Consider the following 23,876-nt stretch of genomic DNA (forward strand, 5'->3'; position numbering starts at 1 on the left):
TGCTGTATTTAATCGAATTTTTGTGAGTGTTTAATGGAATTTGAACCGTGGATGCTGCTCATTTTCCCGCTGTTTTTTGGCATGGGATGGTGGGCGGCGCGTCTGGATATTAAGGACCTGCTCTCCGAGTCAACGGCGCTGCCGGAATCGTATTTTCAGGGCTTGAATTTTCTGCTCAACGAGCAGCAGGATAAGGCCATTGAGTCCTTTATCGAAGTGGTCAAAATCGATCCGCACACGGTTGAATTGCACTTCGCGCTAGGTAGTCTGTTCCGCCGTCGCGGTGAAGTCGATCGCGCCTTGCGGATGCATCACAATCTGGTTGACCGCGCCGATCTGGATGACGACAAGCGCCAGCAGGCTGTGTTTGAACTCGCGCAGGATTATCTTAAGGCCGGAATACTGGACCGCGCTGAACGTCTGTTCGGCGAACTGAAAAAGACTTCCTATGCAAAACCTGCGCTGGAATTTTTGCTTGAGCTTTTTCAGAAGGAGCACGACTGGCTCAAAGCGATTACGGCAGCTCAACAATTGTCCGTCGTGTCCGGTACTTCCTACAGCAAACTATCGGCTTTCTTTTATTGCGAGCTGGCAAACGATGAAATTACAGCCGGCAATCTGACCGCTGCGCGCGACCATTTGCGGCTGGCCCTTGAGGTGTGTCCTGTCAGCGTGCGGGCAACGATCATGCTGGGCGATATGGTCAGTGCAGAGGGGCATGTGGAACAGGCCATTGCGATCTGGCAGGGAATCGAGTCGCAGGACGCGCAGTATCTGCAACTGGTCGCCGAACGGCTGCTAAACGCCTACGCCACGATTGATCGCGAAGCCGAGGGCATACGTGTCTTGCGCGAGTATCTGACTAAATACCATTCTATCGATATGCTGAATGTGGTCTTCGATGGCATGCTCAAGTATGAAACGGCAGCGTCGGCTTATCAATTAGTGCGCGATGAGCTGGAGCGTAACCCGACCCTGTTGGGGCTCGATAAACTGCTGGAGGCGCGCTTGCTGGAAGTGCCGCTGGATCGACGTGCTGACGTCGAGATGATCAAGGATCTGGTGCATAAACGCACCCGAAATCTGGCGATGTACCATTGCGGTCATTGCGGTTTTAAAGCCAGAAAATTTTATTGGCATTGCCCGGCCTGTCAGGCTTGGGATAGTTATGCGCCTAGGCGCGATGAGGAAAGTGGTAAACCGTTATGAGCGATCCAAAAATTATTGTAGCCCTGGATTATCCGGGCGCGGCACCGGCCCTGGCACTGGCGCACCGTTTGTCCCCTGAATTATGCCGGCTTAAGGTCGGTAAAGAGCTATTTACCGCAACAGGCCCCGCGCTGCTTGAGAAATTGATGAAAAGCGGGTTCGAGATATTTCTCGATCTGAAATTTCACGATATTCCGAACACGACGGCGCAGGCGTGTAAGGCGGCGGCCTCTCTGGGTGTCTGGATGATCAATGTGCATGCGTTAGGAGGGCGAAAAATGCTGGAGGCGGCGCAGCTTGCCGTATCGACCTGTGCTCAGCCGCCAAAACTGATTGCCGTCACGCTGTTGACCAGCATGAATCAGCAGGATATCAGCGATCTTGGCATCAATGCGACACCGGGCGAAATGGTGTTGAGACTGGCCAAGCTGGCTCAGGATTCGGGCTTGGACGGGGTGGTGTGTTCCGCCATGGAAACGGCGCTGCTGCGGCGTCACTGCGGCAGTAAATTTTCGCTGGTGACCCCGGGCATACGTCCGCTGGAGGCGAGTTTGGACGATCAGTCGCGTGTGATGACGCCGGAAGAGGCGTTGATGGCGGGATCCAGCTATCTGGTCATCGGGCGTCCTATTACGCGTGCGGTTGATCCATTGCAGGCACTGCTCGATATTAACAGTCAGATCAGAGGGCTGTGATGAGCGCGCTGCCCGTATTTGCAGGTTGTCGCATTCTGGTGGTAGGCGATGTGATGCTCGATCGCTACTGGTTCGGGGATGTGCATCGCATCTCGCCCGAGGCGCCGGTGCCGGTGCTGAAAGTCAATCGTGTCGATGAACGTCCTGGTGGTGCGGCCAACGTCGCCCGTAATATTGCAGCCTTGGGGGCCGAGGCGACGCTGTTATCTGTGGTTGGGAACGATGAAGCCGGTTTATGTCTTGAAAAGCTGCTAGGTCAGCATGGCAATTTGACCGCGCTGTTGCATCGTGATCCCAGCGTTTCGACCATCATCAAACTGCGTGCCATTGCTCAGCAGCAGCAGTTGCTGCGCATCGATTTTGAAACGCCGCCCAGCCATGAAGTGTTGAATGCCGCGCTGGAGGATTATCGCGTCCAGTTGCCGCTGGCGGATGTCGTGATTTTGTCCGATTACGGCAAAGGCGGGCTGGCGCATATCGCACAAATGATCCAAATGGCGCGGGATGCAGGCAAACCCGTGCTGGTCGATCCTAAGGGCGAGGATTATGCGCGTTATCAGGGCGCTACCTTGCTCACGCCCAATCGCAGCGAATTTCGTCAGGTGGCGGGCGGCTGGCGCGATGAGGCTGAGTTAAATGTGAAAGCTCAGTCGTTACGCGCTAATTTGCAGCTCGATGCCCTGCTGGTCACGCGCAGTGAAGACGGTATGAGCTTGTACCGGGCGGATGATGTCCAGCATGAACCGACACACACGCGGGAAGTCTTCGATGTGAGCGGCGCAGGAGACACGGTGATCGCGACACTGGCGGTGATGCTGGCGGCCGGTGCGGATCTCCCCGATGCGATGCGCATCGCTAACCGTGCCGCGGGTATTGTCGTCGGCAAGCTGGGTACGGCGGTGGTGAGCCGTGAAGAAATTGTTAAAGACATGGAAGGCTAGGATTGGGGATGAAGGATGCAGGATTGAGTAAAACCGCACGGCCCTGTTCCTCACTCAATCCTCAATCCTAATTCCTCGATCCTAAATAAGGAGAAGCTATGTATTACATCGTCACAGGCGCCGCCGGTTTTATCGGTTCGAATCTCGTCAAAGCGCTGAATGAACGTGGTGAGCGCAACATCATCGCGGTGGATAATCTGGCGAAAGCGGATAAATTCAGAAATCTGGTCGATTGCGAGATCGCCGACTTTATGGATAAGGAAACCTTCCGGAAAAAAATTCAGGAAGGCTTTTTTGACGGGCTGGTAAAAGCCGTTCTTCATCAAGGGGCGTGTTCCGATACCATGGAATCCGACGGCCGCTACATGATGGACAATAATTACCAGTACACGCTGGAGTTGTTGAATTACTGCCAGGCGGAGGAAATTCCCTTCCTGTATGCATCATCCGCTTCGGTTTACGGGGGCGGGAGCGTGTTTCGCGAAAGTCGGGAATTTGAATCGCCGTTAAACGTCTACGCGTATTCAAAATTTTTGTTCGATCAGATTCTACGTCGCCGCTTGGCTAAGAGCACGGCGCAAGTGGTCGGTCTGCGCTATTTCAACGTCTATGGTGCACGTGAACAGCATAAGGGGCGGATGGCGTCGGTTGCGTTTCACTTCGTTAATCAATATCGCGCAGAAGGACGGGTGAAACTGTTTGAGGGCTGTGACGGCTATGGGAATGGCGGGCAGTTGCGCGATTTTGTCTCAATCGAAGACGTGGTCAAGGTGAATATGTATTTCCTCGACCATCCGGAAAAATCCGGTATTTATAATCTGGGAACCGGACAGGCGCAGAGCTTCAATGATGTGGCAGTCGCCACTATTAACACCTTGCGTGCAGCTACAGGTGCGCCCGTGCTGAGCCTTGAAGCGCTGCATGAGCAAGGCTTGATCAGCTACATTCCGTTTCCGGATGCGCTGCGCGGTAAGTATCAGAGTTTTACGCAAGCCGATATTACAGCACTGCGCGGCACAGGCTATACGGAGCCGTTTTTGTCTGTGGAAGAGGGCGTGGGGCGTTATGTCGGTCAGATGTTGAGCGCTACACAAGGTTGATTCAGGTAGATGAATTAGAAATGGCTGGCAAGGGCTTATCTGATGTGAGCCTTTGCCGATATAGCTATCCGCAGATTTTCAATAATATCCCAACCCTAAAATAGTCTGGCCAATGCGGTTTTGGCACTGCGAATTTATTTTTAGCACATTGGTTGTTAATGATTTTTAAGTATTCAAGGCATCTGCTCCCGGCAGATATTCAATCGAAGAGCATAACGCATGCATGTCAAGTACGATACATCGATCCTAAAGTCAGAACAAACCCGGAATCTGTTTGCAACGCATATTCCTTCACTGACGGCAAGTATGCTGCTGGCTATCATTCTTGTTTATATACAATGGGATGTTGTCTCTCATGATGTTCTGGTCGGATGGCTGATCCTACTCGAAGCAGTACAGCTGGCCAGAATGGCTTTGGTGGTTCGCTACCAGCGTAATGCGACAGTTGCCGAAGAAGTGATCAGTGCCCGGCTGATGAGATTCCGCTTCGGCGTTCTGGTATCCGGGGTGATTTGGGGGGGCGCGTCATTTCTTTTATTCCCGCAGGAAAATTTGCCGCATCAGATGTTCCTGATTTTTATGCTGGCTGGATTAACGACGGCCAGCGTTGTGTCTTATTCGGCGGATTTGGTGAGTGCGGTTATTTTCGCCCTGTCGATCGTAACACCGCTTATTGCCCGTTTGTTGATCGTTTCCGATGAGTTAGCGATGGCGATGGCGATTGCCGTTCTGCTCTACCTCGGTTTCTTGATGGTCAGCTTGCGCTTGATCAATCGTAATTTGATTGAAAATATCCGCATGCGTCACGAGGGGGAGCTGCGCGAGGCTGCAATGAACGTCAGCAAAGAGCGCTATCGTTTATTGCTGGCTCATTCACCCGTCGGTATTTTTCACTACGATTTAAACTTCGTGATTACCTATTGTAATGCGCGTTTTGCAGAACTTATCGGTTGCCCTGTTGCGCAGGTAAACGGTTTGGATTTATACAACCTATCCGATAATGCAGTGCTTCCAGCGTTGACGGCGGCACTGGCAGGTGACAGAGGCTATTTTGAAGGCCAATACCAGGCTGTTTTTAACGATGGCTGGATTGCGATGACGTGCGCTGCTTCTTGTGATGCGAGGGGCAATGTCATCGGAGGTATTGCGATTGTAGAGAGTATTCATGAGCGAAAAATGGCAGAAATGGCACTCGCGTTATCCAATCAAAAACACGATGAAGAGCGGAAATTATTTCAAACCATTTTGGATAATTTACCTTTGGGAATGTGGATGCTGGGCGTGGACGGAAAAATAAAATTCGTCAATGAGACTTTTTGCAATGCTTTGGGGATTGCGGCACACGATTTTTTTGATGCCGGCCATTATTCTGATTTGCTGCCCTTGTCCATCGCAGACAAATGCAAGGAATCTGATCGGGCGTGTTTTATGCAGGGTGAACCTCACTATTCGACGGAATGGCTACCCTTCACCGATGGACGTGCGCATTTGCTCGAAATGACCCGGGTAAGACTACATGACTCGGCAAATAACGTTACCGGTTTGATCGGACTCGCAGCGGATATTACCGAGCGACAAAAAGTTGAATCCGAATTGCGCATCGCGGCAGCGGCGTTTGAAGCTCAGGAGGGTATGCTGATTACGGACCGTCATAATGTGATCATGCGTGTGAATCAGGCCTTTACCAGTATTACAGGTTATCTGGCAGAGGAAGTGCTGGGGAAAAATCCCTGTTTTCTTGCTTCAGGCCGTCATGATGCCGGCTTTTATCAGTCGATGTGGGAGGGGCTGAATGAGAAAGGCAAGTGGGAGGGCGAGGTATGGAACCGGCGCAAAGACGGTGAAATATATCCTGAATATTTGCTGATATCCGCAGTGAAGGATATCAAGAACGAGGTCGCAAATTATGTGGCTACCTTTAGAGATATTACGGCTAACAAAGCGGCTGAAAGTGAGATTAAAAAACTGGCGTTCTATGACCCGCTCACCCTGTTGCCCAATCGCAGGTTGTTAACCGACAGATTAAATCATGCCCTGGCATCGAGTGCGCGCAACCGAAATATCGGCGCTTTGCTCTTTATCGACTTGGACAATTTTAAAACCTTGAACGATACCCTGGGCCACGATATGGGGGATGCGCTGCTAAAACAGGTCGCGCTCCGATTAAAATCCTGCATACGGGAAGACGATACGCTAGCGCGTTTGGGGGGGGACGAGTTTGTTGTGATACTCGAAAATTTGAGCGAACTTGCAATGGATGCCGCCACTAAAGCCGAACTCATTGGCGAAAAAATTTTAGCTGCGCTGAATCAGGTATATCCGCTGGCCTCGCAGGAATACCATGGGGCTGCAAGCATCGGGGTGACTTTGTTTGCCGGACACGCATTATCCATTGATGAACTGATGAAACAGGCCGATATTGCGATGTATCAGTCTAAGAAATCGGGTCGGAATACCTTGAGGTTCTTCGATCTGGATACGCAAAAAATAATCAATGAGCGCGCCGAACTTGAAATTGAATTGCGTAAAGCGGTTGATAAAAAACAGCTGCATTTGCATTATCAGATTCAATTGAACAGTGTGGGTACGCCCTTAAGTGCAGAAGCATTGATTCGCTGGGTGCATCCGGTGCGTGGATTGATCTCTCCCGCGCATTTTATTCCGCTGGCAGAAGACACCGGGCTGATATTGCCCATAGGTCAGTGGGTTCTGGATACGGCCTGCGCGCAACTTCACTCATGGCAGGATGAGCGTTTTACGCAAGACCTGACGCTGGCGGTCAATGTCAGCGCTAAACAGTTCCATCAAAAAAATTTCGTGGCCCTCGTCAAAGAGACGGTACAGCGTCATGCAATTAACCCGAAATTACTCAAGCTCGAGCTCACTGAGAGCATGCTGGTCGAAAATATTGAAGACATCATTGTTACCATGAATGCGTTGAGGGAAATGGGTATCCAGTTTTCTTTGGATGATTTCGGTACGGGTTATTCATCCTTGCAGTACCTCAAGAGGCTGCCGCTCAATCAGCTTAAAATCGATCAGTCCTTTGTGCGGGAATTGTCCTCGAGTAGTAGCGACAGGGCGATCGTACGTACGATTGTTGCGATGGCGGAAAGCCTGAACCTGAACGTTATTGCTGAAGGGGTTGAGACCGAGGAGCAGCACACGCTTTTGCAGGATATCGGTTGCAATTATTATCAGGGTTATTTATTTGGTAAGCCGATGCCGATCGAACAGCTCGATGCCATACTTGCACGCTAATATTTTAATCGCCAGAGTTAGTTTTCAAGTGGCGTGTTGCGTGTTTCAGGCAGGAAAAAATATCCGATCACAAACGCCATGCCGAGCAAGACGGCCGGATAACCGACACCGGCCAGCGTATCGCCGGCTTTTACGCTGACGAGCGTGACCATAAACGGCGATAAACCGCCTATCCAACCGGCACTCAGGTTGTGCGGCAGGGCAACCGCGGTATAGCGCGTTCTAGCCGGAAAGAGTTCTGCCAGTGTCACGGTTTGCGGACCGGTGATCAGTCCGACTGCCGTCACCGGAATCAACAACAGCAAAAAGATCATCCAGCGGTTGATTTGCGTATTGTCGGCTTTTTCTGGCCATCCCGCTTCGATCAGGGCGTGTTTGAGCTGCTCGGGGGAAAAGCCCGCGATGTCTGTCTGCGCAATCTGGACGCGGCTTTGCATCGCGCTGTATAGCGTATAGGACACGCCCAGTTTGGAGAGCAATTCCTGATTGCGTTCGCAATCGTTGCGTACGTCGGTAAAAGGGCCGTATGCGCACGCTGTACCATAGAGCGTAACAGGCACATTGCGGTTAAAGCGCTCCAGTGCCGGATTACCATAGTGAAGCAGTCCCGTGAATACGGGGTAGAGCGTAAGCGCCCCGAGCAGCAGTCCGGCTAATAACACCGGCCTGCGCCCCACTTTGTCTGAGAGCCAGCCGGAAAATACCGTAAGCGGAAATAATACCAGCGTGCTGAGCATCACCAGCATGCCGGCGAGCTGGGGCTCTAATTTGACGACGTTTTTAAGGAATACGCTGGTGTACACCTGAGAGGAAAAGAACAGCAGGGAGCCACCGGCGGAAATGCAGAAAAATAACAATGCCATGCGTCCCAGCGTATGTCTGTCCGATAAACATTCGCGCAACGGCGCTTTCGATAAGGTGCCGTTCGATTGCATTTCCAGAAATACCGGCGATTCAATCATATTCATGCGGCTTTTAAGCGAAATTGCCAGTAGTACAATTGACAGCAAAAAAGGGACGCGCCAGCCCCAGTTGTTAAAATCCGCTTCGCTTAGTGCTGATTGCAGCACGACAACTTGCAGTGTCGAGGCGAGTATGCCCAGCGGGCCCATCAATTGCAGTACGCTGGTATAAAATCCGCGCCGGTTGACGGGGGAATGTTCGGTAAGATAGACCGCCGCACCGCCGATTTCACCGCCGACGGCAAACCCTTGCAGCAGGCGCAATAGCAGCAGTAAGACGGGCGCCAGCATGCCGGCCTGCGCGTAAGTCGGCAGCAGTCCTACGGCAAAGGTCGTGGTGCCCATCAGCATGATGGTTGCGATGAAGATCGGGCGCCGTCCGTGCTTGTCAGCCAAAGATCCGAATAGAGCGGCACCCAACGGACGCACCAGCATGCCAACGCCGAAAGTGGCAAGGCTCGCGAGCAGGGCAGCGACAGGATTGTCCGGCGGGAAAAACAGTAAGCTGAAATAGGTCGCCAGGGACGCGAAGGTCAGAAAGTCATACCACTCAAGGAAGGTTCCGAAGCAGGCTGAAATGACCACTTTACGCTGGGTCGGGGTGAGCGGTGGGGAGGTAGTCATGGCTTAATTCTATCAGGTGTTGCGTAATTTATCTCCGCAGGAGATGCAGCCGGGTGCCGTTGCTATTGCAGGTCGGTTAGGTCAGCGGGGACGCTGAACCTTGAACCAGGTCGCATATAGCGCTGGCAGATAAAATAGTGTTAGCAGTGTCGCAACCAGCAGTCCGCCCATGATAACAATTGCCATGGGTCCCCAGAATACGCTGCGAGTGAGCGGAATCATCGCCAGTATCGCCGCGGCGGCCGTGAGCATAATCGGGCGGAAGCGGCGCACGGTGGATTCGACGATCGCATCCCAGTGCTCCATACCTTCATCCAGATCCTGAGTGATTTGATTGAGCAGGATGACTGAGTTGCGCATGATCATGCCTGAGAGTGAAATCATGCCCAGCATGGCAACGAAGCCAAACGGTACATTAAAGGCCAGCAGCGAGGCCGTCACACCGATAATCCCGAGCGGCGCGGTCAGCAGGGCCAGCGTGACCTGTTTGTATTGCTTGAGTTGAAGCATCAGCAGTGTGATGATCAAAAATCCCATCAGTGGCAAAATTTCGATGATCGAATCCTGTGCCTTGCTGCTGTCCTCCATCGCGCCGCCAGCCTCAATCCGATAGCCCGCCGGCAGGGTGGCGCGGATGCCGGCAAGCTGGCTGTCGATGGCGGCGCTCACATCCGGTGCGCGCACGTCATCGGGAACATCGGCGCGCACGGTGACCACGGGACGCCGGTTCATGCGCCAGATGATGCCGTCCTCTTCCTTTTCGCTGATTTTGGCGATCTGGTTGAGGGGCACGGATTTGCCGTGTTCGCTGTAGAGGTTGAGCTGGCTTAGCGATGCCGGATCGCCACGCTCGGCAGATTCGGCGCGCGCAATAATTTCAATGCGTTTTTCGGCTTCGCGCAGGCTGGTGACCGATAATCCGGAAAGAAAAGCCTGCAGATTTCTGGAGATTTCCTGAGAAGACAAACCGTGGGAACGTCCTTTTTCCTGATCTACCTCGACGTTGAGAATGTGGATCTTTTCGTTTGAATCGAGTATTACGTTTTTGGTATCGGGATTTTTTTTCACGACGCCTGCGACTTGTTGCGCGATTTCGCGCAATTTTTCAGGATCGGTCCCGACCACTCTGAATTGCACGGGATAGCCGACAGGAGGTCCATTTTCGAGACGTGAGATGCGTAATCCTGAATCGGGATAGTCGGTATCGATCATTTTTCGCAGGCGTTTGAGTACGATCTCGCGAGCGGAGCTATCTTTGCTGGTAATCACAATCTGCGCGTAATTGACGCTGGGCAGTGGTAAATCCAGCGGCAGATAAAATCTGGGGGTGCTGCCGCCCAGATAGCTCGTGTAGTTAATGATGTTGACGTCATTCTGCAGTTCTTTTTCAACGGCAAGCGCAATGCGTTCGGTGGTGGAAAAAGGGGTTCCTTCCGGTAGCCAGATATCCATCAGCAGCTCAGGCCTTTCTGACGGCGGGAAAAACTCTTGTTCTACTTTTGAAAATCCCGCTACAGCCATCACGAACAGCAGTGTCGTCAATGCAAGCACGCTTTTTCTGTGATCCAGACACCCTTCAACCAGCACGCGAAAACGGGCGTAAAAGCCTTCGCGGTAATGGTCTGCCGTTGGTGCGTCGGCCGCTTTCAGCAGCCGGTAACCGATAAACGGGGTGAAAACCACTGCGACCAGCCACGAGACGAGCAGGGCGATGGTGACGACGGCGCAAATGGAAAAGGTGTATTCGCCGGCGGACGACTTGGCAAGGCCGACCGGTAAAAAGGCCGCAGCGGTAATCAGCGTGCCGGTGAGCATCGGAAAGGCGGTACTGGTGTAGGCAAAACTGGCCGCATGCAGTTTGCTGTAACCTTGTTCGAGTTTGACCTTCATCATTTCAACGGCGATCATGGCGTCGTCAACCAAGAGGCCCAGCGCGATGATCAGCGCGCCTAATGACACGCGCTGCAAGTCGATGCCGAATAATTCCATTAACAGGAAAGTGCCGGCTAACACCAGCGGAATCGAGAGCCCCACCACCAGTCCTGCCCGCAGCCCCAGACTCAGAAAACTCACCGCCAGTACGATCGCGAGCGCCTCCAGCAGTGCGCTCATGAATTCGCTGATGGATTTTTTGACGACGGCGGGTTGATTGGAGATCTGATGTACCGTCACGTCGGCCGGCAGCAGTTTTTTGATGCGGATAAATTCGCTGTCCAGTGCCAATCCAAGCGAGGTTACGTTGCCCTCAGGTGCCATTGAAATGGCAAGGCTGATGGCGTCCCGCCCCTGTGTACGCATCTTGAACTCAGCGGGGTCGGCGTACGAACGATAGACGTGGCATACATCGCCCAGCCGGTGTATTTTGCCGCCGGCCTTAATGCCGATGTCCTGTATGCTTTTGACCGAGCTGAAGTCGCCGCTCACGCGCAGGCGAGTGATGTTGTCGTGAGCGAGCAGCTCGCCTGCCGGCTCCATCGCATTTTGCGCTGTGAGTGCCGTGGCGATCAGCAGAGGATCGATGCCAAGTGCAGCCATTTTTTTGCTGGAAAATTCGATGTAAATCTTCTCCTGCTGGACGCCCAGCAGTTTGATCTTGCTGACGTTTTTGATTCTGAGCAGCTCCTCGCGCACTTTACCGGCTTCGGCGGCTAACTGGGCATTACTCAGCGAATTCGAGGTGAACGCATAGATCGAGGCGTAAGTTTCGCCGAAATTGTCATTGATAACGGGATCGCCTACACCATCGGGTAGATCGCGGCGCAGGTCGGAGAGCGCTTTTCTGACCTGATTCCATGAGTGTTCCAGCTCGGCAGGAGGCATCGAATCGCGCAGTGTGACGAAGATGACCGCTTCACCCGCTTTGGAATAGCTGCTGACATTGTCCAGCCAGTGCGTTTCCTGCAGCTTACGCTCCACGCGGTCGGTGACTTGCTGTTCTATTTCGCGTGCGCTGGCGCCGGGCCATGCCAGCGTGACGGTCATGACCTTGAACGTGAAGTCAGGATCTTCTTTTTTGGCCAGTTGTGTGTAGGAAAATAGGCCTGCCAGCAAGAGTGCCGAGAGCGCATACATGAGCAGCGCCTGATGTTTTAGAGCCCAGGCCGAAAGATTGAAATCTTTCATCGGTGTGGGGGCGTCAGGTGAAGATTAAGCCACAAAACGCTGCGCAATCAGCACGGCATTGGTGCCGCCGAACGCGAATGAATTGGACATCACCGCATTGAGCGGTACATTAGTACGGCCTTGATTCGCTACATAGTCGAGGTCACACTCAGGGTCGGGTTGTTGCAGATTGATGGTTGGGGGGACTGCCTGATGTTGCAGTGCTAAGACGGCCGCCATAAATTCTACCGCACCTGTTGCGCCCATCAGGTGGCCGTGCATGGATTTGGTGGAGCTCACCGGAATTTTGTAGGCCTCAGCCCCAAAAGCCAGTTTTAAGGCCTTGGTTTCCTCGATGTCGCCCGCTAGTGTGGCGGTGCCGTGTGCGTTGATGTAACCGATGTCGGACGGCTGTAACTTTGCATCGCGCAGCGCGCTCAATATTGTGCGTGTCTGGCCCGCTGAGTCAGGCTTGGTAATGTGGCTCGAATCGGACGAGCAATCGTAGCCTGCCAGTTCGCCGTAAATTTTAGCGCCGCGTTGGATCGCACGTTCCGCGTCTTCGAGCACCAGCACCGCAGCGCCTTCGCCTAAAACCAGTCCGTTGCGATTTTTCGAGAAGGGTTTGCAGGATGCGCCGGGATCTTCCGGATCTTCATGCGCCAGCGTGCGCAGGGCTTCCCATGCTTTCATAGCGCCCAGCGTCAGCATGGCTTCAGCACCGCCGGCTAACATGACATCCGCGTAACCGTGCTTGATCTGCCGGTAAGCTTCGCCCACGGCAATCGCAGATGATGAGCATGCGGTCGAGTAGGTGATGTTCGGGCCTTGCAGATGGTATTTGATCGACAGGTGTGAGGCGGCTGCATTGTTCATGCTAAGCAGTACGCTCAGCGGTTTGATGCGCGGGTTGTTGCGTTTGAAAACTTCGACATAACCGTCTTCGAGTGTACCGGCACCGCCCAGACACGAACCCATATAGACGCCTGCGCGAGAGTATTCTGTCTCGTCAAGCACGAGTTGTGCATCCTGCACGGCTTGTTCAGCCGCGACCAGCGCCATCTGGCTGAATCGTTCGATGCCGGTGAGCTGGATTTTTGAAAAATGTGCGGCAGGATTGAAGTCATCGACGGAGGCTGCGATCTTGATGGAGAGCTGATCAACAAAGCTGCAGGTGAGTGGCTTGATGCCGGATCGCCCTGCCATCAGATTGTTGAAAAACTCCTCAGGTGATGAGCCCGCAGGGGATACGATCCCTAATCCTGTGATGACAACGCGTCTGCTCATGCCGTGTGATTAAGCCGCTTGTTCGGCGACAATTCTGTCGACCAGATCGGTCACGTCCTGCAGTGTTTTGATTTCGACCCGTTCATCGGGTAATTTGATTTTTAGCTCATCTTCAAGATTGAACATGAATTCGATGACGGAGAGGGAATCGAGTCCCAGACTCTCCAGCGTTGCATCGGGTGTCAGGCTTTCAATTTTCAGGTCGAATTGTTCGACCATCATGCGCTGTATGGTTGGTAGTGAACTCATAGCTTAGTGTCTTGTTAAATTATTTGCGGCGAATTATAACTGAAACAGTCCTAAAATTGAGACGTTTTTGCAAGGATTAGCTAGCAGCATGAGCTGGTGCTTGCTGATTTCAGGGCAGGGAGCTGACTTTTTCAGCTTGTGTCGAGTTAAAAAATCGTATGGTTTCGCTGGCAACCTGTTCTCTGTCGTTATCCACGGTGATCATGTGATAGCTATTGCCCAACATGACGCACTCCCGTTGTTTTGATCCGATATGCTGCATCACATATTCCGCGCTGCGCGGCGAACAGACATCGTCTTCTGTCGCGTGGATGACCAACGTCGGGGTTTCGATTGCAGGCAGGCGTGCTTTGACGGCTTTAATCAGCAATTCGGCCTCGTGTATGGCGGGCAGGCATAGATTCGAGACGGCGGCAATTGAGGATTCTTTGTGATTCATTTCGCGAATCACCCATTTGCGCAATTGTTCGTTTTTGATGCCAAAAGGCGGGCGGCCGGAATAGCTGTAAAAATAGCGAAACGGCGTGTAGTAGCCGATCGGCAGCACGAAGCGGTACCAGGGGATGCTCCAGCCGTCGTAATACAGGGTCGTGCTCAGTAAAGACAAGGCCGCGACGTCGCTGCCCGAGTCTGCCGCAACGCTCAGCGCTAAGACCGCACCGATACATAGACCGCCGAGTGATACGGTGGTGTGCGTTTGCTTCAGGATCGCCACTTCATCTAAGACCAGTTTGTGCCAGTCCTGCCAGGGTGTGACGGAATGCGTGGTATCGCCATCGTGGTAACCGTAGCCGGCAAAGTGCGGTACGTACACCGAGTAGCCTGCCTGATTTAAGCGCTTTGCCAGCGGGAGCATTTCTGTCGGGCCGCCTTGCAGTCCATGCACCAGCAACACCGCGTGTTCGCCGCCAACTAATTTAACTGTATCCATTCATTTGGCCTGTATTTACGTCGCGTCTGATGACTAGGCCCCTGTGACAGGTGGCAGGTCAGTTTTCAGCAAGGGTTCACACTTGCTCAGAAGGGGCCGGATTATAGGGTATTCGTGCGTGGTGTCGTCAGAAAAGTCTGTTCAATTTAGTAAATAAAACGGTCGCGCAGTGCTTCCAGATTCAATTCCTCAAGAATGCTCGATAGGCGTTGTTGCGCATCTTTGCGCGGTTGACCCTGATGTTTCGCAATGATGAGCTCATTTTTCATTGAGTGTTCCCAGCCCACCAGTTCAGTGACGGTCACCTGATAACCGCGGGATTCGAGCAGCAGGCAGCGCAGCACGTTAGTCAGGTGGCTGCCGAATTCGCGACTATGGATAGGGTGGCGCCAGATTTCGGAGAGCGGGGTTTTTGCAAAGGATTGATTTTTATGTTTATTTAGCACGCTTGAGACTTCAGCCTGGCAGCAGGGGACCAGTACGATATATTTTGCGCGCTTGTGCAGGGCGAATTTGATGGCGTCATCGGTGGCGGTGTTGCAGGCGTGCAGTGCGGTGACGATGTCGATCTGCTCTGGCAGTTCGGTCGAATGGATGGATTCTTCCACGGATAAATTCAGGAAAGTCATGCGCGAAAACTGTAGTTTGTCGGCTAATTCCTGAGATTTGGCGACCAGCGCTTCGCGGGTTTCGATGCCGTAAACGTGGCCGGATTCGAGCGATTTTAGGAATAAATCGTAGAGGATGAAACCCAGATAGGACTTGCCCGCGCCGTGATCGGCCAGCGTGAGCCCGGGTTTAACGGCGAGCAGTTCCTTGAGTAGCGGTTCGATAAAGTGGTAGAGATGGTAGACCTGCTTGAGTTTTCGGCGGCTATCCTGATTGAGCTTGCCGTCGCGCGTCAGGATGTGCAGTTCTTTGAGCAGTTCGATCGATTGTTCGGCTTTAATTTCAGGTATGTGTGACATCAGTTATCCAAATTTAAGTTTCATCAGCAGGACAATTCCTGCCAGCAGCAGTGTGATGAAATTGGCGATGATGATAGGCCAAGCGTTCAACAGCATGCCATATCCCAGCCAAAGTGCAACACCTGTGGTGAACAGTGCGTACATGCCGAGCGATATGTCGGCCGTATGGCGCGTGCGCCACACCTGCCAGGCTTGCGGGATAAAGGCCGTGGTGGTCAGCGTGGCGGCGAGGCTGCCGATGATCTCTGCGCTGATCATGGCAGGTGCGCTTCCTCTTGCGCCCACAACAGGTGCGCATCGAGCAGCAGACGGTAATGCGCCTCGTTGGCATCCAGTTGCGCGAGATTTTCGGCCATGGAGGATTCCAGCGCAACGCGGCGGGCGTTCAGACTGTCGGACAGGGACGCCTCACCTAAGGTGTAGGCGCGCGCAACCAGTTCGGCGTTGCTGCGGATGAATTGTGCGGCATCACGCGCCTGCTGCCAGCTAGCAAAACTCTGTACCGCCTGCAAATGGGCGGCAAAAATATCGCCTTCCAGGCGTCGTTTGACGTAGGTTTCCTGATCGATAGCAATGGCTGCTTGTTGCGCAACCCCTTCAGCGGTCGCGCTGCGATGTCCGAAGGAGATCGGTACGGTGAGATATACGCCGGCCACTTTTTCATTGCCACCCATCTCATTTGAATAGCGCAGACCGACCGTCGGATCGGGAATCCGGTCGGCGCGGCTGCGATCGGCGAGCAGCTGCTGGACGTGCGTGTGCGCCTGCACCATGGCGAGTTCGTGATTGTCATCTAAGATGCGTGATTTCCAGAATGCGAAATCATGCTCGATCGCCACCGGCGTTACGGTGTTTGGCTTTTCCGGTAATTGAACGGCCGGGAAGGGGCGCGCCAGATCGTTGCCGGCAAGTTGCGCGCGCAATTGCGCCTGATGCCAGGCAACGCCGGCCTGTGCCGCGGCAGCTTGGGCCAGATTGAGCTCAAGTTTGGGTGCGTCCCCCGCTTTTACGCGCTTTTCGGTCATCTGAGACTGCTGATTGAGGATATCCCGTTGCTTTTGCCAAAGTAGCGCACTCGCCTGTTCGCGTTGCCAGTTAAACCAAAGTTTTAACAGCAGTCGTCCGGCTTCATGGTGTGCGTCGCCTAAGGCATATTCGGCACGTGACACGCCGGCGGCACCAATATCTTCATCTATACCGACCTTGTTGATCAGACGCAACGGGCGCTCTAAAGCGACATCCCATTCCTTGAGCTTTTGCCCGGTATTGACGATATTGCGCTGCGAGGAGCCAGCGCGCAGGTTGAATTCATAGCTGCCGCTGTTCCATTTGCGCTGATTGGCCTGCTCCATCTTGAGTCCGCTGGCCGCATTGAGCACCAGCAGGTGTTCGTTCAGCGCGCGCTCAACTTGCGCCGGCGGCGGCAGATCAGGCCGGTTAATCTCTGCCGCATTGGTGAATCCCGTGAGTAATGACGCGCTAACGAAATAACTTACGACTAACGCCTGAGCGTAGCGGTCGCAGCTTGAGCTGCGGGAACCGCACGGCCTACCCCTTGCGGGTGTACGACTTACGACTGTTTTTATCATGCCAGCCTCCCGAATTCGATCACCGGGGTCATCCAGTAGGCTATTTCCGGATTGGCTTCGTGGCGTTTGAGGTGTGCGATCAGTTCGTGCGCATCATCGCAGTTCATGACGGAGACGATTTGCACGCGTTGCGAGCGGCCGCGTACCTGTTCGAGCATGCTGGGCAGCTTTTCCTTCTGGCTGCCGCCTTCGATGCGGGTCAGCGAAAAGCCGCGTACCCAGTCCGGGTGTTCGAGCAGATGGTCGACCAGACGCTCTTCCTGCGATTTGTGACACACCAGCGTCAGACAGCAATTCATTTCTTTCATTTGGATTTCCTGGCAGAGTCAAGACCGAAGCGGCGATATAGGATAGGCAGCATGATCAGCGTCAACAGCGTTGAACTAATGAGTCCTCCTGTGACCACGATGGCGAGCGGTTTCTGGATTTCAGATCCGGGGCCGGTCGCAAACAGCACCGGCAGCAGACCAAAGGCGGTAATGCTGGCGGTCATCAATACCGGGCGCAGGCGGCGTTTGGCGCCTTCGAAGACCACCTGCGTGATGTCCATGCCTTGGGCTACCAACTGATTGAAGTACGAGACCATCACCACGCCGTTGAGCACGGCAATCCCCAGCAGCGCGATAAAACCGACGGAGGCGGGCACTGACATGTATTCTCCGCTAATCCATAACGCAAAGATGCCGCCTATCAGTGCAAAGGGAATGTTGGTCAGCACCAGGACGGCTTGTTTCACCGAGCCGAAGGTGGCGAATAGCAGCATAAAGATCATGCCAAGCGCGACGGGTACGACCACGGCCAGACGCGCTGCTGCACGCTGCTGGTTTTCAAATTGTCCGCCCCAGGTCAGGCGATACCCTTGCGGCAGTTTGATCTGGTCCGCTACAGCCGATTTGGCCTCTTCAACAAACCCCACCAAATCGCGGTCGCGTACATTGCTTTGCACGACCACCATGCGCATGCCGTTTTCGCGATCGACTTTCACGGGGCCGTCGACGCGTTCGAGTTTAGCGACGACCGAGAGCGGCACGCTGTGTCCGTTGGGCAGTGGCAGGGTCAGCGCTGCAAAGAGTGCCGGGGATTGTTGTATGTCGATTTCCCCCCGCATGATAAGCGGGGTGCGGCGGCCATTCTCGATGACTGTGCCCAGATTTTGTCCTTCAATCTGGCTGCGCAGGGCATTGCCGATGTCGTCTACGCTGAGGCCCAGACGGCCGGCCGCTAAGCGGTCGATGACAACGCGGAAATACTGCACGCCGCTGTTTTTAACGGTGAAGACATCTTCGCTGCCGCGTATGCCCTGCAATACCTTGACCATGTGTTCGGCAGCCTCATTGAGTTTGTTGAGATCGGTACCGAAAATTTTGATTGCGATGTCGCCGCGCGCACCGGTGAGCATTTCAGATACGCGCATGGCAATCGGTTGCGTAAAACTGTATTCGACGCCGGGAAAATCGCTCATTACACTACGCACGTGATCGACGATGGCGTTTTTGTCCGGATTGCGCCACTCGGCTTGCGGTTTCAATACCAGAAAGTTATCCGTTTCATTGAGTCCCATCGGATCCAGCCCCAGTTCATCGGCGCCGGCGCGCGAGACGATGCCTTTGACTTCAGGTACCGCGTCCAGTATCGCTCTTTGGATGCGCTCATCCATAGCTGCTGTTTGTGCGATGTTGATGGAGGGCAGTTTTGAAACCTGCATGATCAGGTCGCCTTCGTCCATTTCCGGCATGAAGGCTTTGCCGATCAGGGTATAGACGCCACCGCTGATTGCGAGCACGAGTAGCGCCGACGCAATCACGACACGCTCTTTTTTTAGCGCCTTCTCCAGCAGGGGGGTGTAGATTGCCATCGCTTTGCGTACCAGCCAGGGTTCGTCGTGACTGGCGGTCTTGATCAGCAGCGAGGACAGCATAGGCACAACGGTGAGCGACAGAATCAAAGAGCCTGCCAGCGCAAACACGATGGTGAGGGCGACAGGGATGAACAGCTTGCCTTCGAGTCCTTGCAGCGTCATCAGGGGCAGGAACACGATGATGATGATGGCCACCCCTGCGGCGACCGGCGTGATGACCTCTTTAACCGCGCGGTAGATCACGTGCAGATGCGGGATATGTGCGCGACGGCCTGCCAGATGATTGATGATGTTTTCCATCACGACAACGGAGCCGTCGACCAGCATACCGATAGCGATGGCCAGTCCCCCCAGACTCATCAGGTTGGCAGACATGCCGAACTGCTGCATCAGAATGAAGGTGATCAATACGGCCAGCGGCAGCGTGATCGCGACCACGACAGCGGCGCGCAGGTTGCCCAGAAACAGCACCAGCAGGATCACCACCAGCACGATGGCTTCGGTGAGCGCCTTTGAAACGGTGCCGATGGCGCGATTCACCAAGCTGCCGCGATCATAAAATACTTTAGTCGTGACGCCTTTGGGTAACGTTGGCGCGAGTTCCAGTAATTTGGCCTGCACACCCGCAACGACTTTTTGTGCATTCGCACCGCGCAGCCCTAAGACTAAGCCTTCAACCGCTTCGCCGCGACCGTCTTTGGTCACCACGCCGTAGCGCGTCATGCTGCCGATGCGCACTTGAGCCACATCTCCGACACGGATCGGATTGCCGGCAGGGCTGGCGATCACAATGTTGCGGACGTCTTGAAGGTTCTTAACACTGCCTTCGGCGCGCACCAGCAAGGCTTCATCTCCGTCATTGATGCGGCCTGCACCGTCGTTGCGGTTATTGGCTTGTATAGCCTGTTGCAGCATGGCAAACGAGATGCCGTGAGAGGCTAAGGCGTTGTGATCGGGGACCACTTCGAAGCTGCGTGCCAGGCCGCCTAACGAATTGACGTCGGCAACGCCAGGCAGGGTGCGCAGCGCCGGGCGGATAATCCAGTCGAGTATCGTGCGTCGGTCTTCAAGAGACACGCCATCGCCTTCCACGGTGAACATGAACATTTCGCCCAGCGGCGTTGTAATCGGGGCCAGTCCTCCCGATGCGGAGGCCGGTAAGTCGCGTTGCGCATTGTTGAGGCGCTCGGCAACCTGTTGTCTGGCCCAATAGATATCGGTGCCCTCATTAAAATCGATCGTGATGTCGGCGATCGCATATTTAGAAATCGAGCGCATGATGCGCTGATTGGGAATGCCCAGCATTTCAAGCTCGATCGGCGTAACGATGCGCGCTTCAACTTCCTCGGGCGTCATGCCGGGCGCCTTCATGATCAGTTTGACCTGTGTGGATGAGACGTCCGGGAAGGCATCAATCGGCAGGTCGCGGAACGAGGCGATGCCCGCGCCGATCAGCAGCAGCGTCATTGCCGCAACTAGGAGACGCTGGGTGAGCGCGAATTCAACGAGTTTAGATAGCATTATTTATCCCCGATGCCCATCATGCTGGATTTGAGCGCCGAGACGCCGTGCGTTGCAATTTGCTCGACCCCTTTGAGCGTGCCGCTGATGACGCTGTTTTGCGCGCCTTCGTTAAGGATTTTGACTGTTACGGCATGAAATCCCTGCGGTGTTCTGACAAAGACCACGGCGCGACCATCTAGACGGGCAATCGCACCGTTGGATACTTCCCATTGAGCGCCGCTGCCATTCGATGTGCCGACGGATGTTTCGACGAACTGCCCGGGACGCAAATTTTTCATGCCTTGCAGTATGACGCCGCGCAGCAATACTGTTTGATTGGTGCCGGTCAGGCTGTGGCCGATTGCCGTGAGTTTGCCGCTGGCGTTATAGGCAGGGATGGTAATGGGCGCGCCCACCTTAAGATCACGCACCATCGCGAGCGGGGCCTGAATTTCCAGTGAGAGCGAGTCGACGCGGGCGATCTTGAAAATAGGCACGGCCGCATCGAGACGCTGACCTGCGCCGGCCGTCTTTTCAAGTACGACACCATCGATAGGCGAGGAGACGGTAAGTTGGCTGCTTAAATTGCTGCTCGATTGCAGTTGGGTGATGGCGCTATCAGACATGCCTGAGATGCGCAGCATCTGACGACGCTCGGAAAATGCGGCCTGAGCTTCGAGGGCTAAGGCCTGTGAATTGCGTAGCCGGCTCTCGGAAATTATTCCATCCTTATATAAGGACTGATCGCGGGCTAAATTGTCACGGCTGAGCTGCTTTTGCGCGGCAGACTGCAGCAATCCGCGCTGCACTTCAGCGAGCGCCGGACTTTGCAGCAGGGCGATGGCCTGACCCCTTTTGACGCTATCGCCGACACCGACCAGAATCTGCTCGATCAGTGCGGGGAGCGGGGTGCTCACAACATACAGTTGATTGCCCGGAACGATGACTTGTCCGGGGAGCCCTGAAACTTCGCCGGATTGCTTAGCGGGTAAGGGGCTAATCGCAATACCTAACGAGGCAATTTGCTTGGCATTGATTGCAATGTCATCAATTGCTGCACTGGCGGTTTGGATGGTCGACAGGAATACGATTCCAAGCAATAACGATGACTTATACATATATAACTCCGTTGCGCGCGATAGCGTACGCATATATTACTGGTTGCAAGATGAAATGATAGTAGATTAGCGCGTACGATGCCGCAAACCTTAATGTATTACGCTGCAGTAGTCCTATCGCGGGTGTGAATAGTTCACTCAATTGCGATATTTGATAAATAAAGTAAATATTGTTTGACGTGATGGGTAGGCTTTGCTATAGTTCGTTTTCTGACGCGGGGTGGAGCAGCTCGGTAGCTCGTCGGGCTCATAACCCGAAGGTCATAGGTTCAAATCCTGTCCCCGCAACCAGTTTTAAGAGTCGTAGAATAAACGCTGCGATTAGAAATAAAAGATTTCAAAATGTAGTTGACAATAAGTTTTAAGTCTCTATAATGCTGACCTCTTCGCTGCAAAGCGAACGCTCTTTAAAAACATAAATTAAACAATCGACGAGTGTAGGTGCTTGATTTTTGGTAGTTATCGGCTTCTTATGGAGCTTAAAAAGATAACGACTTTAAAATATAGTAGTGCTTACGCAAAGTCGAAAAAAATCATGTTATGTGATTTTCTTTGAGTAAGATCGGTTCAGCAGTGAACCAAAACAGGTATTGAACTTAAGAGTTTGATCCTGGCTCAGATTGAACGCTGGCGGTATGCTTTACACATGCAAGTCGAACGGATTAAAGAGCTTGCTCTTTAGTTAGTGGCGAACGGGTGAGTAATATATCGGAACATATCCGGAAGTGGGGGATAACGTAGCGAAAGTTACGCTAATACCGCATATGCCCTGAGGGGGAAAGGGGGGGATCGCAAGACCTCTCGCTTTCGGAGTGGCCGATATCGGATTAGCTAGTAGGTGAGGTAAAGGCTCACCTAGGCGACGATCCGTAGCTGGTCTGAGAGGACGACCAGCCACACTGGAACTGAGACACGGTCCAGACTCCTACGGGAGGCAGCAGTGGGGAATTTTGGACAATGGGCGAAAGCCTGATCCAGCCATACCGCGTGAGTGAAGAAGGCCTTCGGGTTGTAAAGCTCTTTCAGCCGGAAAGAAATTGCTTCTATTAATACTAGGAGTAGATGACGGTACCGGAAGAAGAAGCACCGGCTAACTACGTGCCAGCAGCCGCGGTAATACGTAGGGTGCGAGCGTTAATCGGAATTACTGGGCGTAAAGCGTGCGCAGGCGGTTTTTTAAGTCAGATGTGAAATCCCCGGGCTCAACCTGGGAACTGCATTTGAAACTGGAAGACTAGAGTATAGCAGAGGGGGGTAGAATTCCACGTGTAGCAGTGAAATGCGTAGATATGTGGAGGAATACCAATGGCGAAGGCAGCCCCCTGGGTTAATACTGACGCTCATGCACGAAAGCGTGGGGAGCAAACAGGATTAGATACCCTGGTAGTCCACGCCCTAAACGATGTCAACTAGGTGTTGGGGGAGGAGACTTCCTTAGTACCGTAGCTAACGCGTGAAGTTGACCGCCTGGGGAGTACGGTCGCAAGATTAAAACTCAAAGGAATTGACGGGGACCCGCACAAGCGGTGGATTATGTGGATTAATTCGATGCAACGCGAAAAACCTTACCTACCCTTGACATGTCAGAAAGATCGCAGAGATGTGATTGTGCTCGAAAGAGAATCTGAACACAGGTGCTGCATGGCTGTCGTCAGCTCGTGTCGTGAGATGTTGGGTTAAGTCCCGCAACGAGCGCAACCCTTGTCATTAATTGCCATCATTTAGTTGGGCACTTTAATGAGACTGCCGGTGATAAACCGGAGGAAGGTGGGGATGACGTCAAGTCCTCATGGCCCTTATGGGTAGGGCTTCACACGTAATACAATGGCGCGTACAGAGGGTTGCCAACCCGCGAGGGGGAGCTAATCTCAGAAAGCGCGTCGTAGTCCGGATTGGAGTCTGCAACTCGACTCCATGAAGTCGGAATCGCTAGTAATCGCGGATCAGCATGTCGCGGTGAATACGTTCCCGGGTCTTGTACACACCGCCCGTCACACCATGGGAGTGGAATCTGCCAGAAGTAGGTAGCCTAACCGTAAGGAGGGCGCTTACCACGGTGGGTTTCATGACTGGGGTGAAGTCGTAACAAGGTAGCCGTATCGGAAGGTGCGGCTGGATCACCTCCTTTCTAGAGAATCCGGAAATTGAGTGCCTACACTCATCGATTGTTTAATTTAAGAGTATTACCTGGGTCTGTAGCTCAGCTGGTTAGAGCACTGTGTTGATAACGCAGGGGTCGTTGGTTCGAGTCCAACTAGACCCACCAGTTAGAAATAGTTTTGCCGGGGGTTTAGCTCAGCTGGGAGAGCACCTGCTTTGCAAGCAGGGGGTCAACGGTTCGATCCCGTTAACCTCCACCATTAACTGAGAAGTAGTGGTGGTAGTAAGAAGTTGCAAGAACCCATATTTAAACCTTTAGGGTTTCGATATTGGCTTTTGCCGATAAGATGTTCTTTAAAAATTTGGAAGAAGTAAAGAA

16 protein-coding genes, 3 tRNA genes and 1 rRNA gene are annotated in these 23,876 nt (G+C 53.5%); 9 read left to right on the forward strand and 11 right to left on the reverse strand.

Annotation, left to right across the window (positions count from 1 at the left end):
- Positions 1-33 precede the first annotated feature (33 nt).
- From lapB to GALF_RS14890, 5 genes are all read left to right on the forward strand, one after another.
- A complete protein-coding gene (gene lapB / locus GALF_RS05735) occupies positions 34-1,209 on the forward strand; it encodes a lipopolysaccharide assembly protein LapB (RefSeq protein ID WP_013293116.1) in 1,176 nt (391 codons plus the stop codon).
- On the forward strand, positions 1,206-1,904 hold the full coding sequence (gene pyrF, locus GALF_RS05740) for an orotidine-5'-phosphate decarboxylase (protein ID WP_013293117.1): 699 nt from the start codon (positions 1,206-1,208) through the stop codon (positions 1,902-1,904). The genes lapB and pyrF overlap by 4 nt, the downstream gene beginning before the upstream one ends.
- Positions 1,904-2,845 carry a D-glycero-beta-D-manno-heptose-7-phosphate kinase gene (rfaE1, locus tag GALF_RS05745; protein ID WP_013293118.1) on the forward strand — a complete coding sequence of 314 codons (942 nt, stop codon included), beginning with the start codon at positions 1,904-1,906 and terminating at the stop codon, positions 2,843-2,845. Before pyrF ends, rfaE1 begins: the two co-directional genes overlap by 1 nt.
- Before the next feature lie 98 nt (positions 2,846-2,943).
- On the forward strand, positions 2,944-3,945 hold the full coding sequence (gene rfaD / locus GALF_RS05750) for an ADP-glyceromanno-heptose 6-epimerase (RefSeq protein ID WP_013293119.1): 1,002 nt from the start codon (positions 2,944-2,946) through the stop codon (positions 3,943-3,945).
- A 219-nt stretch (positions 3,946-4,164) separates the two neighbouring features.
- On the forward strand, positions 4,165-7,206 hold the full coding sequence (locus tag GALF_RS14890; protein WP_013293120.1) for a sensor domain-containing protein: 3,042 nt from the start codon (positions 4,165-4,167) through the stop codon (positions 7,204-7,206).
- 17 nt (positions 7,207-7,223) lie between these two features.
- Here GALF_RS14890 and GALF_RS05760 read toward each other — a convergent pair whose 3' ends face one another.
- The 11 genes from GALF_RS05760 to GALF_RS05810 form a co-directional block, all read right to left on the reverse strand.
- A complete protein-coding gene (locus GALF_RS05760) occupies positions 7,224-8,792 on the reverse strand; it encodes an MFS transporter (protein WP_013293121.1) in 1,569 nt (522 codons plus the stop codon).
- A gap of 81 nt (positions 8,793-8,873) precedes the next feature.
- Positions 8,874-11,915, reverse strand: a complete 3,042-nt coding sequence (locus GALF_RS05765; protein WP_013293122.1) for an efflux RND transporter permease subunit — start codon at positions 11,913-11,915, stop codon at positions 8,874-8,876.
- A gap of 24 nt (positions 11,916-11,939) precedes the next feature.
- Entirely contained in the window at positions 11,940-13,181 is a 1,242-nt protein-coding gene (locus tag GALF_RS05770) for a beta-ketoacyl-[acyl-carrier-protein] synthase family protein (RefSeq protein WP_013293123.1), read from the reverse strand.
- Between the two features lie 9 nt (positions 13,182-13,190).
- Positions 13,191-13,430 (reverse strand): acyl carrier protein, encoded by a 240-nt coding sequence (locus GALF_RS05775; RefSeq protein WP_013293124.1) that lies wholly within the window; start codon positions 13,428-13,430, stop codon positions 13,191-13,193.
- A 109-nt stretch (positions 13,431-13,539) separates the two neighbouring features.
- Entirely contained in the window at positions 13,540-14,361 is an 822-nt protein-coding gene (locus tag GALF_RS05780; RefSeq protein WP_013293125.1) for an alpha/beta hydrolase, read from the reverse strand.
- Between the two features lie 146 nt (positions 14,362-14,507).
- Complete coding sequence (locus GALF_RS05785; protein ID WP_013293126.1) at positions 14,508-15,329, reverse strand: class I SAM-dependent methyltransferase; 822 nt, start codon at positions 15,327-15,329, stop codon at positions 14,508-14,510.
- Positions 15,330-15,332: 3 nt separating this feature from the next.
- On the reverse strand, positions 15,333-15,587 hold the full coding sequence (locus GALF_RS05790) for a SemiSWEET transporter (RefSeq protein ID WP_013293127.1): 255 nt from the start codon (positions 15,585-15,587) through the stop codon (positions 15,333-15,335).
- Complete coding sequence (locus GALF_RS05795) at positions 15,584-16,918, reverse strand: TolC family protein (protein WP_013293128.1); 1,335 nt, start codon at positions 16,916-16,918, stop codon at positions 15,584-15,586. The genes GALF_RS05790 and GALF_RS05795 overlap by 4 nt, the downstream gene beginning before the upstream one ends.
- On the reverse strand, positions 16,915-17,226 hold the full coding sequence (locus GALF_RS05800) for a DUF3240 family protein (RefSeq protein WP_013293129.1): 312 nt from the start codon (positions 17,224-17,226) through the stop codon (positions 16,915-16,917). Before GALF_RS05800 ends, GALF_RS05795 begins: the two co-directional genes overlap by 4 nt.
- Complete coding sequence (locus tag GALF_RS05805) at positions 17,223-20,297, reverse strand: efflux RND transporter permease subunit (protein ID WP_013293130.1); 3,075 nt, start codon at positions 20,295-20,297, stop codon at positions 17,223-17,225. Before GALF_RS05805 ends, GALF_RS05800 begins: the two co-directional genes overlap by 4 nt.
- On the reverse strand, positions 20,297-21,397 hold the full coding sequence (locus GALF_RS05810) for an efflux RND transporter periplasmic adaptor subunit (protein WP_013293131.1): 1,101 nt from the start codon (positions 21,395-21,397) through the stop codon (positions 20,297-20,299). The genes GALF_RS05805 and GALF_RS05810 overlap by 1 nt, the downstream gene beginning before the upstream one ends.
- Before the next feature lie 214 nt (positions 21,398-21,611).
- Between GALF_RS05810 and GALF_RS05815 the strand changes: the two genes are divergently transcribed.
- From GALF_RS05815 to GALF_RS05830, 4 genes are all read left to right on the forward strand, one after another.
- Positions 21,612-21,688: transfer RNA gene (locus GALF_RS05815), tRNA-Met, on the forward strand.
- A 301-nt stretch (positions 21,689-21,989) separates the two neighbouring features.
- Positions 21,990-23,525 (forward strand): 16S ribosomal RNA (locus GALF_RS05820).
- A gap of 61 nt (positions 23,526-23,586) precedes the next feature.
- A tRNA-Ile gene (locus GALF_RS05825) sits at positions 23,587-23,663 on the forward strand.
- A gap of 18 nt (positions 23,664-23,681) precedes the next feature.
- Positions 23,682-23,757, forward strand: a tRNA-Ala gene (locus tag GALF_RS05830).
- Positions 23,758-23,876: the final 119 nt, after the last annotated feature.

The organism is Gallionella capsiferriformans ES-2, assembly GCF_000145255.1.
Taxonomy (GTDB): Bacteria; Pseudomonadota; Gammaproteobacteria; order Burkholderiales; family Gallionellaceae; genus Gallionella; species Gallionella capsiferriformans.